Raw genomic sequence first — 14,834 nt, 5'->3', positions numbered from 1 at the left:
CGACCGTACCCGGAGACCCGGCGGTCACGAAGCCGGGCGCTCCCTGTCCGTACCGTCCTTGTCCGTGCCGTCCTTGTCGGCGCGGGCCTTCTCGGCCTGTTCCCTCAGCTCCCTGGCGGCCTGTTCCTTCGCAGCCTTGGCGAGGGCGGCCCTGGCGGCCTTGTCGGCCTCCTTCTCGGCCTTGGCCGCGTCCGCGATCTGCCGCTTGGCGGCGGTCGCGTACATGTCGACGTACTCCTGGCCGGAGAGCTTCATGATCTCGTACATGACCTCGTCGGTCAGCGCCCGCAGGACGAAGCGGTCGTGCTCCATGCCCTGGTAGCGGCTGAAGTCGAGGGGCTTGCCGATGCGGATGCCGGGGCGCATGACCTTGGGCAGGACCTTGCCCGGGGGCTGGATCTTCTCCGTGTCGATCATGGCGACGGGGATGACGGGCGCGCCGGTGGCGAGGGCCACGCGGGCGAGGCCGCCGGGCTTGCCCCGGTAGAGGCGACCGTCGGGCGAGCGGGTGCCCTCCGGGTAGATGCCGAAGAGTTCGCCGCTCTCGATGACCTGTATGCCGCTCCTGATCGCGGCCTCACCCGCGCCGCGCGCGCCGGAACGGTCCACCGGGAGCTGGCCGACGCCCTTGAAGAAGGCGGCCGTCAGCTTGCCCTTGAGGCCGGGGGTGGTGAAGTACTCGGCCTTCGCGATGAACGTGACCTTGCGGTCCAGGACCGCGGGGAGGAAGAACGAGTCCGAGAAGGAGAGGTGATTGCTCGCGAGGATCGCGGCGCCCTCGGCCGGAATGTTCTCCAGGCCCTCCACCCAGGGCCTGAAGGTGACCTTGAGCGGTCCCCCGATAGCGACCTTCATCGCGCCGTACAACAACCGAGTGCCTCTCTGTGATCCGTGGAGGAGACCTTAACCCGGACGCCCGAGGAAGAGTCCGACAGGTCCGACCGGTGTCGGGCGAAGCCCCTGGTCGGTGTCAGTGCGGTCGCGTACGGTGAACCACATCCGGACTCATTCACACCCTTCTCATGAACAGGAGACCGAACCGTGCCGGTCCTTCCTGGAGCCGAGCCGTTCCACCACGAGGGCGGGGAGGTCGGAGTCCTCCTCTGCCACGGTTTCACCGGGTCACCACAGTCTCTGCGGCCCTGGGCGGAGTATCTCGCCGAACGCGGGCTGACCGTCGCGCTGCCCCTGCTGCCGGGCCACGGCACCCGCTGGGAGGACCTCCGCCCGACGGGCTGGCAGGACTGGTACGCGGAGGTGGACCGCGAGCTGCGGACCCTGCGTGAGCGCTGTACGCGGGTCTTCGTCGCGGGGCTGTCCATGGGCGGCGCCCTGGCGCTGCGGCTGGCCGCGAAGCACGGGGACGCGGTCGCCGGCGTGATGGTCGTCAACCCGGCGAACAAGGTGCACGGCCCGGCCGCGCACGCCCTTCCCCTGCTCCGGCACTTCGTCCCCACCACGAAGGGGATCACCAGCGACATCGCCAAGGAGGGCGTCGAGGAGGTGGGGTACAGCCATGTGCCGCTGCACGCGGCCCACTCCCTGCGTAATTTCCTGCGCCTCGTCGACGGCGAACTGCCCCAGGTCACCCAGCCGTTGCTGCTGCTGCACAGCCCACGGGACCATGTGGTGCCGCCCGTCGACTCCGAGCGCGTCCTCGGCCGGGTGTCCTCGACGGACGTCACGGAGGTCCTGCTGGAACAGAGCCACCATGTCGCGACGTTGGACCACGACGCGGACCGGATCTTCGAGGAGAGCCACGCGTTCGTCACCCGGCTGGTGGCGGGATCCGATGCGCCTCGCGCGACGGAGTCCGCGGCGGGTGTGAAGAAGTCCGACGCGGAATCCGTACAGCAGTCTGATTCGGGGTCCGCGGATCGGATCGGTCCGGGATCCTTGGAGCAGAGGGAAGGGACGGCCACTGGTGGCTGAGCACGACTCCGAGCGTGAGCCGGAGGAGCAGGGGGCGCCGCTCGGCGCCTCACCCGGTGACTCACGGGGCGACTCCTCGGGCAGCTCCGCAGGCGGCCCCGCCAAAGGCGCCGGGGGCGCCTCGTCCGGCGATACGCCGGGCGAGGAGCAGCTCGCGGGCGAGGAGCAGCACGTGCCGTTCGACGAGGACGCCGCCTGGCGGGCCATCGTCGCCGGGTTCGGTGAGGAGCCGCCGGACCCGCCGGGTGCCAAGCCGTTCAGGTCCGTGGAGGACCTGGCCCTCCTGGAGGCCGAGCCGGAGGAATCCGCGGACAAGACGTCCGACGGCGCCGCGGGACCCGCGGCCCCCAGGCCGCTCGGCAGCTCGGTCGCGTTCGCGCCCGGTGTCGGGGCCGGCCCGCGCGACTACAGCGTGCCCGACCCGGTCGGCGAGGACACCGGCGACGAGGACTCCGACGAGGACGACGAGGACGACGAGGGTCACTTCGTGCCGCCCGAGCCGCCCCCGCTGCCGGAGGCCGACGCGACCGCCAAGTTCGCCTGGCTGGGCGTCGTCGGCGGGCCGGTCCTGCTGCTGCTCGCCGTGCTGCTCGGCTGGGAGATGACCTGGTGGCTCACCACCCTGGGCATCGGCGGCTTCCTCGGCGGCTTCGCCACGCTGGTGATGCGGATGAAGGGCGACGACGAGGACGACGACGATCCGGGCCGGGGCGCGGTCGTCTGACCCCACCGCCACCGACGTCGCGTCGCGTACGAGGGCCCGCCCGGGAACGTTCCGGGCGGGCCCTCGCCGTCGCCCGGTGCCCCGTGCCGTGCGCCTCGGCGGCGGAATGGAACTCGATTCCGGTGAACGGCGAAGTACGGGTGCACGACCCGAACGAGCCCAAGCGTTCGAGGCGTTCGGACGAACGAGAGGAGCCCCGATGCCCGTCGGACCACCGGGACTCGGCACCCGCGAGAGAGAGCGCGAGAGAGAGCGCGAGGAAAGTGACGCCCGCGTGATCGAGCGGTCCCGGGACGAGCCCGAGCTGTTCGCCGTCCTCTACGACCGCCATGCCGACGCCGTGCACCGTTACGCGGCTCGGCGGCTGGGTCCCGAGGCGGCGGAGGATCTGATGGCGGAGACCTTCGCCATCGCCTTCCAGCGGCGGCACACCTACGACCTGGAGCGGCTCGACGCCCGCCCCTGGCTGTTCGGTGTCGCCACCAACCTCGTCGGCCGGCACCGGCGGGCCGAGGCGCGCCGCTTCAGGGCGCTGGCCCGGCTGCCGGAGCCGGTGGAGCACGAGGAGCCGGTCGCGGACCGGGCGGTCGCCAGGGCCGGTGCCACGGGGGTGCGCCGGGAACTGGCGGCGGCGCTGGCCGGGTTGTCCGCCCGGCACCGCGACGTGGTGCTGCTGGTGGCCTGGGCCGGCCTCGACTACGAAGAGGCGGCCCAGGCCCTCGGCGTGCCCGTCGGCACGATCAGATCCCGGCTGAACCGGGCTCGCGGCAGACTGCGCGCAGCACTGGGCGGATCCGATCCGACCGCTTTCCGAGAGGCAGACGCCCATGCGTGACATCGACGACCCGAGGGCCCTGTGGGAGCTGCGGGACCTCGCCGCCTACGACGCGGGGGCGCCCCCGCTGGACGAGGAGACCCGGCGGCGGGGGCGGGCCCGGCTGCTCGCCACCGTCACCGCGCCGGACGCGGACCGGACGCGGAAGCCGGCCTTCCGGCTCGCCTCACCGGTACGGCGCCGTCCGGTCCTGCGGATCGCGCTGAGCGGGCTGGTCGCCGCCGCCGTCACCGCCGGTGTCCTGGTCGCCGTGGGGCACGACGGTGACGACGGCCGGGGCAGGACCGCGAAGCCGCCGGTGACCGACCTGCCGCCGATGCGGAACGTGAGCGCGCGGACGGTGCTCAACGGGGCGGCCACGTACGCGCGACAGCACGAGAAGCCGGTCAGCCCGCGGGACGACCAGTTCGTCTACACGAAGGAGATCATCAAGGAGACCAACCAGAAGACCGGGACGACGAAGACCCACGTCGCCGAGAACTGGCGCTCGGTGGACGGCTCCCGGCGCTCGTGGGTCATGGAGCTCAGCAAGGGGTGGTGGGCGCCTCCGCTGAAGGACAACGAGAGCGTGTGGCCGCCGCAGGACTGGAGCAGGCTGCGGAAGCTGCCGACCGACCCGGAGCAGTTGATCCTGGCGATCCAGAGGGAGTCCTTCGGGCGCCAGGGGGAGGACGCCTCCCTGGACGACATCACCGACCAGGAGTGGTCGCACATCCACTTCAGCCTCGCCGGACTGCTCAAGCTGGTCCCGGTGATGCCGGAGGGGCTGCGGCCGGCGGCGTACGAGGCGCTCGGGATGGTGCCGGGTGTCAAGGCGGTGCCCAACCAGAAGGACGCCAAGGGCCGGGTCGGCGTGGCCATCACCTACAACGACCCGACCCTGCCCGAGGGAGCCTCCAGCTACGGCGGCCACTTCATCTTCGACCCGGTGACGTACGCCTTCCTCGGCTTCCGTGACGAGCGTTCCTCGGGCGACGGCAAGGACATGAAGGTGTACACCCAGCTCTCGTACCTGGACAGGTGGGCGATCGTCGACAGGGTCAAGCAGTACCCGTCGGCCGCGGGCTAGGGGCGGTACGGCACCTCTAGGCCTCGGCGGGGACTCTGAGGGCGGCCAGGACCGGCAGGTGGTCCGTGGCCGCCCTCAGGTCGTCGTCGGTGATGCCGGGGAGGTCGAGGGGGACGCCGCAGCCGAGGACCTCGATGCCGCCGGTGGCCAGGATCGCGTCGATGCGCTGGTGGGGGTCGGTGGGGGTGGAGGTGTACTCGCCGCCCCACGGGCTGATGGTCCAGCAGTCCTGGAGTTCGCCGGCGAGGCGGCGGAACGTGCGGCCGTGCGGGCGCTCGTTGAGGTCGCCGCCCGCGACCGCGTGCGGCACACCCAGGCCGGCGAGGTGGTCCAGGAGCATGCCGCCCTGCTCGTACCGCTCGTCCTTGTGGAGGGAGAGGTGGCAGGACAGGACGCCGAGGCGGGCGCGGCCGAAGCGGACCACGGCCGTGGCGAAGCCGCGTCGGTGCAGGCCCGGGGTGAGGGGCAGGAGGACGTCCTCGGTGTGCTCGACCGTGGCGCGGAGGCCGCACAGCAGCGCGGGCCCCGAGGCGGTGGCCCCGCCGGAGAGGGTGACCAGGCCGGAGGCGGCGGCGAGCCTGGCGAGCTTCTTGCGCCAGCGGAAGAAGCGGGGGGCCTCCTGGACGAGGACCAGGTCGGGGGCGCAGGCGGTGATCACTCGGGCGAGGGCGGAGGTGTCGTCGCGCATGGAGCGGATGTTGTAGCTGAGGACCCGGATGGTTGCCGAACCGTCGGGGTTGGTGCGGGAGTTGGGCAGCGGGGTGGTCGCCATGAGGATCAAGATACGCCCAGGAGCTCGGGGCATTTGTCCGTTGGCGACTACAGGTGCGTCGTGGTTTCCCCCGCGGTTCCCCGCGCCCCTGAAGGACAAAAGCCAGGGGCGCGGGAAGTGCCCCTCGGCTACATGATCGGGTCGGGTTCTCTCGCCAGGTCCGCCGCGCCCACCAGGCCCGCCTCGTTGCCCAGCCGGGCGGCGATGACGTCGGCGACCGGGCGCCAGTTGCCGCCCACGAGCCAGCGCTTGTAGGACTTACGGATGGGGTCGAGGACCAGTTCGCCCTCGTCCGACAGGCCGCCGCCGACGATGAAGGCGGAGGGGTCGAAGAGGGAGGCGAGGTCGGCGAGGCCGGCGCCGGCCCAGCGGGCGAGTTCGCGGTAGGAGTCGACGGCGACGGGGTCGCCCTGGCGGGCGGCCATGGAGATGTGCTTGCCCTCGATGCCGTCCGGGGTGCCGTCGCCGAGGCCGAGGAGGAGTTCCGCGTTCTCCGGGGTGGCGTTGGCGCGCTGCTTGGCGTAACGGACGAGGGCCCGGCCGGAGGCGTACTGCTCCCAGCAGCCCTGGCTGCCGCAGCCGCACAGCAGGCCGTCGGGGACCATCCGGATGTGGCCGAACTCGGCGGCCACGCCGTAGTGCCCGCGGCGCAGCTTGTTGCCGATGATGATGCCGCCGCCGAGACCGGTGCCGAGGGTGATGCAGATGACGTTGCGGTGGCCCTTGCCCGCACCGAACTTGTACTCGCCCCAGGCGGCGGCGTTGGCGTCGTTCTCCACGACGACCGGCAGGCCCACGCGGGCCTCGACCTTCTCCTTGAGCGGCTCGTTGCGCCAGTCGATGTTGGGGGCGAAGTAGACCGTCGACCGCTGACGGTTGACATAGCCGGCCGCGCCGATGCCGACACCGACGATCTCGTGTCCGGCTCGCGCGCCCTCGACGGCGGCGGCGATGGCGTCCACGATCCCCTCGGGCGTGCCCGGGGTCGGCACCTTGTGGGTCGAGAGGATGTTGCCTTCCTCGTCGACCACACCGGCCGCGATCTTGGTACCGCCGATGTCGACGCCGATGGTGAGTCCCATGAATCCCTCAGTTTCGGTCGAGCCCCGCTACGGCCAACCGTACCCGAGGCCCTGCCCCGGGACTCCCGGCGTCCGCCCGGCGGACGGGCCCGCCGTCAGTCCAGGTCGATGCGCTCCCCGGGCCCCGGATCGTCACCCTGGTCGCGGCCTCCCTGGTGGCCGGTGGCCCGGTTCGTCCAGCGGCGCTCCTGAGCCTCGACGGCGGAGCGGTACGCGGCGAGGAGTTCACCGCCGGCGGCGGCGAGATGGTCGAAGACGTCCGGGTTGCGTTCGATGACGGGTTCGACGGCGGCCTTGGCCTGTCGGACGACCTGGTTGACCATCTGCTGGGCCGCGCCGCCGGCGACCGCGCCGAGCAGCGGCGACTGCAGCCCGGACAGCTTGTCCGCGACGGTGTCGACCAGCTTGCGCAGTTCCTCGGCGGCCGAGCCCGGGGGCGGCCCGTACCGGGCGCGACGGCGGGCCTTCTCCGCGATCAGATCCTCCTCGCACGCCGTCGCCCAGGCGTCGGCGTCGGTGGCGCGCACACGGTCGCTCTCGCGTGCCCGCTCGGCCGTCGGTACCTCCTCGGCCGCGTCCCTGCGAGCGGCCGCGTCCTCACGAGCGGCGTCGGACGTGGGGCGCTCTTCGCTCATGGCGGGCTCCTGCCTACGGTTCGTACCTTCGACGTTACCCGAACGGCCGTATGCGGTTCACCGGGTCCGGGGCCACAACTGCGGGTCCGGCGCGAATCGGATCCTCAGGCTGCCGTCGCGCAGGGCCGCGCCGTCGACCGTGCAGCGGCGCAGTGCCGACGGCAGCGGAACGATACGGCGCATCGGGCCCGCCGTGACGACCAACTCGTCGCCGCGCCGGATGAGATCCAGCTCGTCCCGTATCGCGCCGGGCAGCGGGATGTGCCACACGAGCACGCCCTCGTCCCCGAGGTTGTCGGTGACGGGCCAGACGACGCGTGCGGGAGAGTCACCCGTACCGGGTACGCCGAGAGCGGCGAGGTCGTCGGGGCCGCGGGGGTCGCGTCCGAGGTGGCCGACGCCCCGTACGGGACGGGTCGCGCCCTGCTCCTCCCACTCCTCCAACGCCTTGCGCTGCTGGGCGACGAGGCCGGCGAGCCAGGTGTCGTGCGTGCCCTGGGGCAGGACGCGGTTGGCGATCAGCAGGTCGACGGGGAGGGCCCGCAGGGCGAGTCCGACGCCCGCGAGGCGCATCTGGTCGGCGCCGGCCGGACCGGGCTCCGCGACCAGTCGCACACTCGTCCCCGGGTCCTCGACGATCGCGGCGACGGCGGCCAGTTCGACGTCCCAGCGGGCGGCCGTCTCGTACAGCCACTCGGAGGGCATCGGCACTCCGGCGAGCCGGCCGAGGACCGGCCGCAGCGCACGGGCCGCCTGTCGCTCCGGTGGGAGCAGCCGGCGCAGGTACCGCCGCAACTCCTCGGGGAGACCGAGCAGGGCGAGGGCCTGTGGTGCGGGGGGCAGATCGACGACGAGCAGGTCGTACGCCTCCGACAGCGCGGCGTCGCGCAGCGCCCGCAGCAGGGCGAGTTCCTCGGCGCCGGGCAGGGGCGTGAGCTCCTCGGCGTCCAGCCGTCCCGCGCCCAGCAGGTCGAGGACGGACGCGGCGCGCTCCTGGAACGCGACGAGGTCCTCCCGGAAGCCGGCCGCGGCGTCGGGGCGCCAGGCGGTGAGGTTCGGCGCCACCTTCACGGGTTCCGGTCCCGTGGCCGTGCCGAGGGCCGCGCCCAGCCCGTCCGCGCGGTCGGCGCTGAGGACCAGCGCGCGGGTGCCCGCGCGGGCCGCGTCCAGCGCCGTGGCCGCAGCGACCGTCGTACGGCCGCTGCCGCCTTGCCCGGTGATCAGGATGGTGCGCATGGGGGTGAACGGTAACCCAGCGGGACCGGGACCGGCGCCACGTCGGCACCCGACGCTGGGGCTGAGCGGGGATGGGGACGCTTACCGGCGCTCACCGGGTGCCGCCTGCGCCCACCCGTGCCGCCCCAGCGGCACGACCGCCCGCAGTCGGGGGCAACGGGGCGCGCCCCGTCAGGGGCAAAAAAACTACACGCCGGACTCCACCCTCTTCTTCAGGCCCGCCAGCGCCCGGTCGATGATGACCTTCTCCGCCTTGCGCTTGATCATCCCGAGCATGGGGATCTTGACGTCGACGGTGAGCTGGTAGGTCACCTCGGTCACCGAGTCGCTCACCGGCTTGAGGATGTAGGAGCCGTCGAGGGAGCGGAGCATCTGGGACTTGACCAGTGTCCAGGAGACCTCGTTCGCCCCGGTCCAGGTGTACGCCAGCGTCTGATCGTCCTTGATCGCGCCCGCGTCCATGACGAGCCGGACCTGCTCGGCGCGGCCCTGGCCGTCGGTCTCCAGCACCTCCGCCTCCTTCACCTCGCCCGTCCAGTCCGGGTAGCGGGCGAAGTCGGCGATCACTCCCATGACGTCGGCCGCCGCAGCCTCGATCGTGATGCTCGAACTCGTGAATTCCGCCATCGCCGTGGCTCCTCCAGAGACTGTCCGGTGAGGGAGGTGGGTGCGCACGTATGTGCAGCGTGAAGGCTACCGCGCGCCCGCCGAACCCTTGCCACCCCACCCGGCGTTCACCACTCCAGCGCCCACGGCTTCCCGCTGCCCGCGAAGTGTCCGACGTTGACGCACTCCGTCGCCCCGATCCGCATCCGCCGGGCCAGCGGCTGGTGGACGTGCCCGAACAGCGCGTACCGGGGGCGGGTCCTGCGGATCGCCTCCAGCAGCGCCCGGCTCCCCCGCTCGAATCGGCGCGCCACCGTGTCGTAGATCAGTTCGGGCACCTCCGGCGGGATGTGCGTGCAGAGCACGTCCACCTCTCCCACCGCCTCGATCTTGGCCGCGTACTCCTCGTCACTGATCTCGTAGGGGGTCCGCATGGGGGTGCGCAGACCGCCGCCCACGAAGCCGAAGACCCGGCCGCCGATCTCCACCCGTTCGCCGTCGAGCACGGTCGTCCCCGGGCCCGCGTACTCGGGCCACAGTTTCGGTATGTCGACGTTGCCGTAGGTGGCGTACGTCGGTGTGGGGAAGGCCGCGAACAGTTCGGCGTACTGCTTGCGGACGGCCCTCTCGATCACGGCGGAGCGGTCCTCGCCCACGCCGGCCCAGAGCCGGGCCCCGAGTTCGCGCGCCTCCTCGAACCGCCGGGCGGTGCGCAGTTCGACGAGCCGGGTGGCGTTCTCGGCGCCGAAGAGGTCGGGGAAGATGCCGCGGGAGTGATCGGCGTAGTCGAGGAAGAGAACCAGATCGCCCAGGCACACCAGGGCGTCGGCGCCCTCACCCGCCGAGGCCAGGTCGTGCGCGTTGCCGTGCACGTCGCTGACCACGTGAATGCGCGTTCTGCCGTTACCGTCCGGTGTGCGTGCCATGACGATCAAGCGTAGGCGCGTGCGGCATACGTGAACAGAGCCGGTCGCACGTGCGGTTACTGGCCAGTCAGCAAGTGAGGGGATTATTCTTCCCGGGGAGAGCCCCCATGTGTGACGCGGAGAACATCTCACCGGACCCCCCTCGCGGAGAGGCCATACCGACGGGTAACGTCCGGGCAGTCCAGTTGTGCTCAGGTTTTCAACCAGTCAGACCCAAGGAACCACGCGGGACCTGAGCGCTCGCCCAGCCTTGGACCGCACCGTCGCAGCAACACAGAGTCGTGGCGCCGGCGCCCTATGAGGAGCAGCAGTCTTGCGCGAGTTCAGCCTTCCGGCTTTGTACGAGGTCCCGACGGACGGCAATCTGACCGACATCGTCCGCAGAAACGCCGCGCAGCATCCCGATGTCGCCGTGATCGCCCGCAAGGTGGACGGCGCCTGGCAGGACGTGAACGCCGTCCAGTTCCTGGCCGAGGTGCGCACCGCGGCCAAGGGGCTCATCGCCGCCGGGGTCCAGCCGGGCGACCGGGTCGGCCTGATGTCCCGCACCCGCTACGAGTGGACTCTGCTGGACTTCGCGATCTGGACGGCCGGCGCGGTCACCGTGCCGATCTACGAGACCAGCTCGCCGGAGCAGGTGCAGTGGATCCTCGCCGACTCGGGCGCGACCGCCATGATCGTGGAACTGGACGGGCACACGGCCGCCGTCGAGTCGGTGCGCGACCGGCTGCCGGCGTTGAAGCACGTCTGGCAGATCGAGGGCGGCGGGGTGGAGGAGTTGGGCCGCCTCGGCCAGGACGTCACCGACGCGGCCGTCGACGAGCGCAGTTCGCTGGCGAAGGCAGACGACCCGGCGACCATCGTCTACACCTCCGGTACCACGGGCCGCCCGAAGGGGTGCGTGCTCACCCACCGCAGCTTCTTCGCCGAGTGCGGGAACGTGGTGGAGCGGCTGCGGCCCCTGTTCCGTACGGGCGAGTGCTCGGTCCTGCTCTTCCTCCCGCTCGCGCACGTCTTCGGACGGCTCGTGCAGGTCGCGCCCATGATGGCGCCGATCAAGCTGGGCACCGTACCGGACATCAAGAACCTCACCGACGAGTTGGCCTCCTTCCGTCCGACGCTGATCCTCGGTGTGCCGCGGGTGTTCGAGAAGGTCTACAACTCGGCGCGGGCCAAGGCGCAGGCGGACGGCAAGGGCAAGATCTTCGACAAGGCCGCGGACACGGCGATCGCGTACAGCAAGGCGCTGGACAGCGCGTCCGGCCCGGCCCTCGGTCTGAAGATCAAGCACAAGGTGTTCGACAAGCTCGTCTACAGCAAGCTGCGCGCGGTGCTCGGCGGCAAGGGCGAGTTCGCGATCTCGGGCGGCGCCCCGCTGGGCGAGCGCCTGGGCCACTTCTTCCGGGGCATCGGTTTCACGGTCCTGGAGGGCTACGGTCTCACCGAGTCCTGCGCGGCGACCGCGTTCAACCCCTGGGACCGGCAGAAGATCGGTACGGTCGGACAGCCGCTGCCGGGGTCCGTCGTCCGGATCGCGGACGACGGGGAGGTGCTGCTGCACGGCGAGCACCTGTTCAAGGAGTACTGGAACAACCCGGGCGCGACCGAGGAGGCGCTGGCCGACGGCTGGTTCCACACCGGTGACATCGGCACCCTCGACGAGGACGGCTATCTCCGGATCACCGGCCGCAAGAAGGAGATCATCGTCACCGCGGGCGGCAAGAACGTCGCCCCGGCCGTGATCGAGGACCGTATCCGCGCCCACGCGCTGGTCGCGGAGTGCATGGTGGTGGGTGACGGACGGCCGTTCGTCGGCGCGCTGGTCACCATCGACGAGGAGTTCCTGGGCCGTTGGGCCGCCGAGCACGGCAAGCCGGCGGGCTCCACCGCGGCGTCGCTGAGCGCGGACGCCGATCTGAACGCGGCCGTCCAGGCCGCGATCGACGACGGCAACGCCGCGGTGTCGAAGGCGGAATCGGTGCGGAAGTTCCGCATTCTGTCCTCCCAGTTCACGGAGGAGTCGGGCCACCTGACGCCGTCTTTGAAGCTCAAGCGCAACGTGGTGGCGAAGGACTACGCGGACGAGATCGAGGCGATCTACCAGAAGTAGTTCAGACACGTACGACGGTCATGGCGCGGTGTCCTCCACGAGGACCCGCGCCATCGTGCGTTCCGCGAGCGCGGTGATCGTGACGAACGGGTTCACCCCGATCGAGCCGGGCACCAGCGAACCGTCGGTGACGTACAGCTTCGAATACCCCTTCACCCTCCCGTAGCCGTCGGTCGCCTTGCCCAGCACACAGCCGCCCAGCGGGTGGTACGTGAAGTCGTCGGCGAACACCTTGTTGGACGAGCCGAACAGGTCGTACCGGTACATCGTGGAGTTGGCGGAGTTGATCCGGTCGAAGAGCTTCTTGGCCATGGCCGAGGAGACCGCGCTCTGGGCGGCGCTCCAGCCGAGCTTCGCCGAGTCGCTGGCGGCGTCGTAGGTGAAGGAGGCGCGCTCGGTGTTCTTGGTGATCGCCAGGTAGAGGCTGACCCAGTGTTCGAGGCCGGTGGGCAGCGGGGCGATCTCGGCGAAGACGGGGTTGGCGGTGTTGGCCCAGTCGTCGATGCCCATGACCGGCATGGTCGACTGGTTCGCCCCGACCGTGTCCCACAGGTGGTTGGCCCGGCCGAGCATCACGTTGCCGTTCGAGCCCCAGCCGGCGCCGACACTCGTGTCCAGCGCGGGGAGGGTGCCCTTCGCCCGTGCGCGGACGAGGAGTTCGGTGGTGCCGACGCTGCCGGCGCCGAGGAACAGGTAGGTGCAGCCGTACTCCTTGGTCTCGACGACCGCGCCCGTGCCGTCGATACGGTCGACGGTGACGACGTACGTGCCGTCGCTCAGCCGGCGGATGCCCCTGGCCCGTTCCAGGGTGTGGATGGTGACGTTGCCGGTGCCGAGGGCGGCGGCCAGGTACGTCTTGTCGAGGCTCTTCTTGCCGTGGTTGTTGCCGTAGATGACCTCTCCGGCGAGGGCCGACTTCGTCGCCGTGCCGGCGGCCTCGCGCCGCATGTGGTCGAAGTCGTAGACGCTGGGCACGAAGGTGGTCTTCAGGCCGGTCTTCTCGGCGTGGGCCCGGGAGATCCGGCTGAAGCGGTACCACTCGGTGGACTCGAACCACGCGGGGTCGATGGTGTTGACGCCGAGCATGGCGCGGGCGCGCGGGAAGTACGTGGCGTACATCTCGGCGGTGTCGACGGTCGGGAACTGCTCGGCGAAGTACGACCGGAGCGGGGTGACGGCCATGCTGCCGTTGACGAGGGAGCCGCCGCCGACGCCCCGGCCGAGGAAGACCGACATGTTGGCGTAGCGGACCCGGTCCAGCACGCCGGGGTAGGGGCTGATGTCCTGGTTGACGACGTCCAGCCAGAGGAACGTGGCGAGCGGGGCCTCGGTCCGGGTCTTGAACCACATGGACCGCTCGTCCGGTTCCCTGGTCGAACAGAAGATCTTGCCGTCGGAGCCGGGCGTGTTCCAGGCCTTGCCCATCTCCAGGACGAGGGTGCGGATGCCGGCCTGGCCGAGCCGGAGGGCGGCCACGGCGGCGCCGTAGCCGGAACCGATGACGATCGCCGGGGCGTTGTCGACGGCGTCGGGCTCGGCCGCGTGTGCGGACCGGAGGTCGATGCGGGTGAGCCCGAGGGCGGCCGCCGTCTGGAGGGCGGCCATACCAAGTATGTGACGTCTCGTCAGGTGACGCTGCATCAGTTTTGCTGTCATGTGCGCAGCATGTGCGGATTTTCCGGCTCCGGCTAGATGCGCGACAGGGATTGGAACGGACCTATGGGGCGGCCTTCACAACAGGGCTTCCAGCCGCTCCGCCAACTGGTCCCAGCGCCATTTCTCCTCCACCCACTCCCGTCCCCGCTGTCCCATGCGGGCCCGGAGCTCCGGGTCACCGAGGAGGGTGACGACGCGTTCGGCGGTGTCCGTCGAGGAGCCGCCCCGTACGACCCAGCCGGTCTCGCCGTCGAGCACGGCGTCGGGGGCGCCGCCGGAGTCGCCCGCCACGACGGGCAGACCGGTGGCGGAGGCTTCCAGGTAGACGATCCCCAGCCCTTCGACGTCCAGACCGCCCCGTCGGGTGCGGCACGGCATGGCGAAGACGTCACCGGCGCCGTAGTGGGCGGGCAGCTCGGACCAGGGGACGGCGCCGGTGAAGCGGACGGACCCGGCGACCCCGGTCTCGTGGGCGAGCCGGCACAGCTCCTTCTCGTACGGTCCGCCGCCGACGATCAGGAGCACCGCCTCGGGCTCCGCCGCGAGGATGCCGGGCATCGCCCGGATCAGCGTGTCCTGCCCCTTGCGCGGCACCAGCCGGGAGACGCAGACGACGACCGGGCGGTCGGTGAGGCCCAGCCCGGCGCGGACGTCGGCGCCGCCGGAGCCGGGGTGGAACGTCTTCTCGTCGACGCCGGGCGGCAGCTGGACCATCCGCCCGGCCGCGTCCGGGGTGAGGGCCGTGGCGATCCGGGAGCGGGTGTACTCGCCCAGGTAGGTGATCGTGTCCGTGCCCTCGCCGATGCGCCGCAGCAGCTGCCGGGCGGCGGGCAGCTGCGCCCAGCCCGCCTCGTGGCCGTGCGTGGTGGCCACCAGCCGCCGCGCGCCCGCCCGACGCAGCGCGGGGGCCATCAGGCCGAGGGGGGCCGCCGCGCCGAACCACACCGACGTACAACCGTGCTCGCGCAGCAACGAGACCGCGCGGCGGGTGACGGCGGGCGTCGGCAGCAACATGGTCGTCCGGTCACGGACGACGGTGAAGGGCTGCTCGGCGTCGAAGGCGGCCGTCGCCTCCACGCCCTCCCGGCTCCGCTTCCACGTCGACGCGTAGACGACGAGGCGCTCGGGGTCCAGCCGCAGCGCCATGTTGTGCAGAAACGCCTGGATGCCGCCGGGCCGGGGCGGGAAGTCGTTGGTCACGATCAGGGTCTTGTACATCGCCGCCGACCCTACCGAACGGGCCCTCGCCCC

General features: G+C 71.4%; 14 protein-coding genes. 5 read left to right on the top strand and 9 right to left on the bottom strand.

What is annotated here, in order from left to right:
• Positions 1-24: 24 nt before the first annotated feature.
• Entirely contained in the window at positions 25-855 is an 831-nt protein-coding gene (locus tag K1J60_RS33055; protein WP_220649404.1) for a lysophospholipid acyltransferase family protein, read from the bottom strand.
• 186 nt (positions 856-1,041) lie between these two features.
• Here K1J60_RS33055 and K1J60_RS33050 point away from each other — a divergent pair, with 186 nt between their 5' ends.
• The 4 genes from K1J60_RS33050 (at position 1,042) to K1J60_RS33035 (ending at position 4,560) form a co-directional block, all read left to right on the top strand.
• Positions 1,042-1,932: an alpha/beta hydrolase gene (locus tag K1J60_RS33050; protein ID WP_220649403.1), complete on the top strand. Its 891-nt coding sequence runs from the start codon at positions 1,042-1,044 to the stop codon at positions 1,930-1,932.
• The gene (locus K1J60_RS33045) at positions 1,925-2,656 is read left to right on the top strand and encodes a hypothetical protein (protein ID WP_220649402.1); all 732 of its coding nucleotides are present in this window, start codon (positions 1,925-1,927) and stop codon (positions 2,654-2,656) included. Before K1J60_RS33050 ends, K1J60_RS33045 begins: the two co-directional genes overlap by 8 nt.
• A gap of 199 nt (positions 2,657-2,855) precedes the next feature.
• Positions 2,856-3,491 (top strand): RNA polymerase sigma factor, encoded by a 636-nt coding sequence (locus K1J60_RS33040; RefSeq protein ID WP_220649401.1) that lies wholly within the window; start codon positions 2,856-2,858, stop codon positions 3,489-3,491.
• Positions 3,484-4,560 carry a CU044_5270 family protein gene (locus K1J60_RS33035; RefSeq protein ID WP_220649400.1) on the top strand — a complete coding sequence of 359 codons (1,077 nt, stop codon included), beginning with the start codon at positions 3,484-3,486 and terminating at the stop codon, positions 4,558-4,560. Before K1J60_RS33040 ends, K1J60_RS33035 begins: the two co-directional genes overlap by 8 nt.
• A 16-nt stretch (positions 4,561-4,576) precedes the next feature.
• On the opposite strand, the gene K1J60_RS33030 is transcribed toward K1J60_RS33035, so the two are convergent.
• From K1J60_RS33030 to K1J60_RS33005, 6 genes are all read right to left on the bottom strand, one after another.
• Positions 4,577-5,332 (bottom strand): endonuclease/exonuclease/phosphatase family protein, encoded by a 756-nt coding sequence (locus K1J60_RS33030; RefSeq protein WP_220649399.1) that lies wholly within the window; start codon positions 5,330-5,332, stop codon positions 4,577-4,579.
• Positions 5,333-5,460: 128 nt separating this feature from the next.
• Positions 5,461-6,414 carry an ROK family glucokinase gene (locus tag K1J60_RS33025; RefSeq protein WP_086784412.1) on the bottom strand — a complete coding sequence of 318 codons (954 nt, stop codon included), beginning with the start codon at positions 6,412-6,414 and terminating at the stop codon, positions 5,461-5,463.
• A 95-nt stretch (positions 6,415-6,509) separates the two neighbouring features.
• Positions 6,510-7,049 (bottom strand): DUF5304 domain-containing protein, encoded by a 540-nt coding sequence (locus K1J60_RS33020; RefSeq protein ID WP_220649398.1) that lies wholly within the window; start codon positions 7,047-7,049, stop codon positions 6,510-6,512.
• Positions 7,050-7,106: 57 nt separating this feature from the next.
• On the bottom strand, positions 7,107-8,285 hold the full coding sequence (locus tag K1J60_RS33015; protein ID WP_220649397.1) for an ArsA family ATPase: 1,179 nt from the start codon (positions 8,283-8,285) through the stop codon (positions 7,107-7,109).
• Between the two features lie 186 nt (positions 8,286-8,471).
• Positions 8,472-8,912, bottom strand: coding sequence for an SRPBCC family protein (locus K1J60_RS33010; protein ID WP_220649396.1), 441 nt, complete (start codon positions 8,910-8,912; stop codon positions 8,472-8,474).
• A 107-nt stretch (positions 8,913-9,019) separates the two neighbouring features.
• Positions 9,020-9,775, bottom strand: a complete 756-nt coding sequence (locus tag K1J60_RS33005) for a metallophosphoesterase family protein (protein WP_220651815.1) — start codon at positions 9,773-9,775, stop codon at positions 9,020-9,022.
• 355 nt (positions 9,776-10,130) lie between these two features.
• On the opposite strand from K1J60_RS33005, the gene K1J60_RS33000 reads away from it, so the two are divergent.
• Complete coding sequence (locus K1J60_RS33000; protein ID WP_220649395.1) at positions 10,131-11,927, top strand: AMP-dependent synthetase/ligase; 1,797 nt, start codon at positions 10,131-10,133, stop codon at positions 11,925-11,927.
• Positions 11,928-11,945: 18 nt separating this feature from the next.
• Here the strand turns inward: K1J60_RS33000 and K1J60_RS32995 are convergent, their stop codons facing one another.
• Both K1J60_RS32995 and K1J60_RS32990 read right to left on the bottom strand, forming a co-directional pair.
• A complete protein-coding gene (locus K1J60_RS32995; RefSeq protein ID WP_450167298.1) occupies positions 11,946-13,568 on the bottom strand; it encodes a GMC oxidoreductase in 1,623 nt (540 codons plus the stop codon).
• A gap of 90 nt (positions 13,569-13,658) precedes the next feature.
• The gene (locus K1J60_RS32990) at positions 13,659-14,801 is read right to left on the bottom strand and encodes a glycosyltransferase family 4 protein (protein ID WP_220649393.1); all 1,143 of its coding nucleotides are present in this window, start codon (positions 14,799-14,801) and stop codon (positions 13,659-13,661) included.
• Positions 14,802-14,834 lie beyond the last annotated feature (33 nt).

Origin of the sequence: Streptomyces akebiae (assembly GCF_019599145.1) — a bacterium.
Taxonomy (GTDB): Bacteria; Actinomycetota; Actinomycetes; order Streptomycetales; family Streptomycetaceae; genus Streptomyces; species Streptomyces akebiae.
The sequence above is the reverse complement of the archived record's forward strand: the minus strand, read 5'-3'. Positions and strand labels throughout refer to the sequence as shown.

Excerpts from the sequence above, each read along its gene's own strand:
- K1J60_RS32995 (WP_450167298.1), bottom strand. The coding sequence starts at position 13,568 with ATGCAGCGTCACCTGACGAGACGTCACATACTTGGTATGGCCGCCCTC.
- K1J60_RS33055 (WP_220649404.1), bottom strand. The coding sequence starts at position 855 with ATGAAGGTCGCTATCGGGGGACCGCTCAAGGTCACCTTCAGGCCCTGG.
- K1J60_RS33040 (WP_220649401.1), top strand. The coding sequence starts at position 2,856 with ATGCCCGTCGGACCACCGGGACTCGGCACCCGCGAGAGAGAGCGCGAG.
- K1J60_RS33030 (WP_220649399.1), bottom strand. The coding sequence starts at position 5,332 with ATGGCGACCACCCCGCTGCCCAACTCCCGCACCAACCCCGACGGTTCG.
- K1J60_RS33010 (WP_220649396.1), bottom strand. The coding sequence starts at position 8,912 with ATGGCGGAATTCACGAGTTCGAGCATCACGATCGAGGCTGCGGCGGCC.
- K1J60_RS33020 (WP_220649398.1), bottom strand. The coding sequence starts at position 7,049 with ATGAGCGAAGAGCGCCCCACGTCCGACGCCGCTCGTGAGGACGCGGCC.
- K1J60_RS33015 (WP_220649397.1), bottom strand. The coding sequence starts at position 8,285 with ATGCGCACCATCCTGATCACCGGGCAAGGCGGCAGCGGCCGTACGACG.
- K1J60_RS33035 (WP_220649400.1), top strand. The coding sequence starts at position 3,484 with ATGCGTGACATCGACGACCCGAGGGCCCTGTGGGAGCTGCGGGACCTC.
- K1J60_RS33025 (WP_086784412.1), bottom strand. The coding sequence starts at position 6,414 with ATGGGACTCACCATCGGCGTCGACATCGGCGGTACCAAGATCGCGGCC.
- K1J60_RS32990 (WP_220649393.1), bottom strand. The coding sequence starts at position 14,801 with ATGTACAAGACCCTGATCGTGACCAACGACTTCCCGCCCCGGCCCGGC.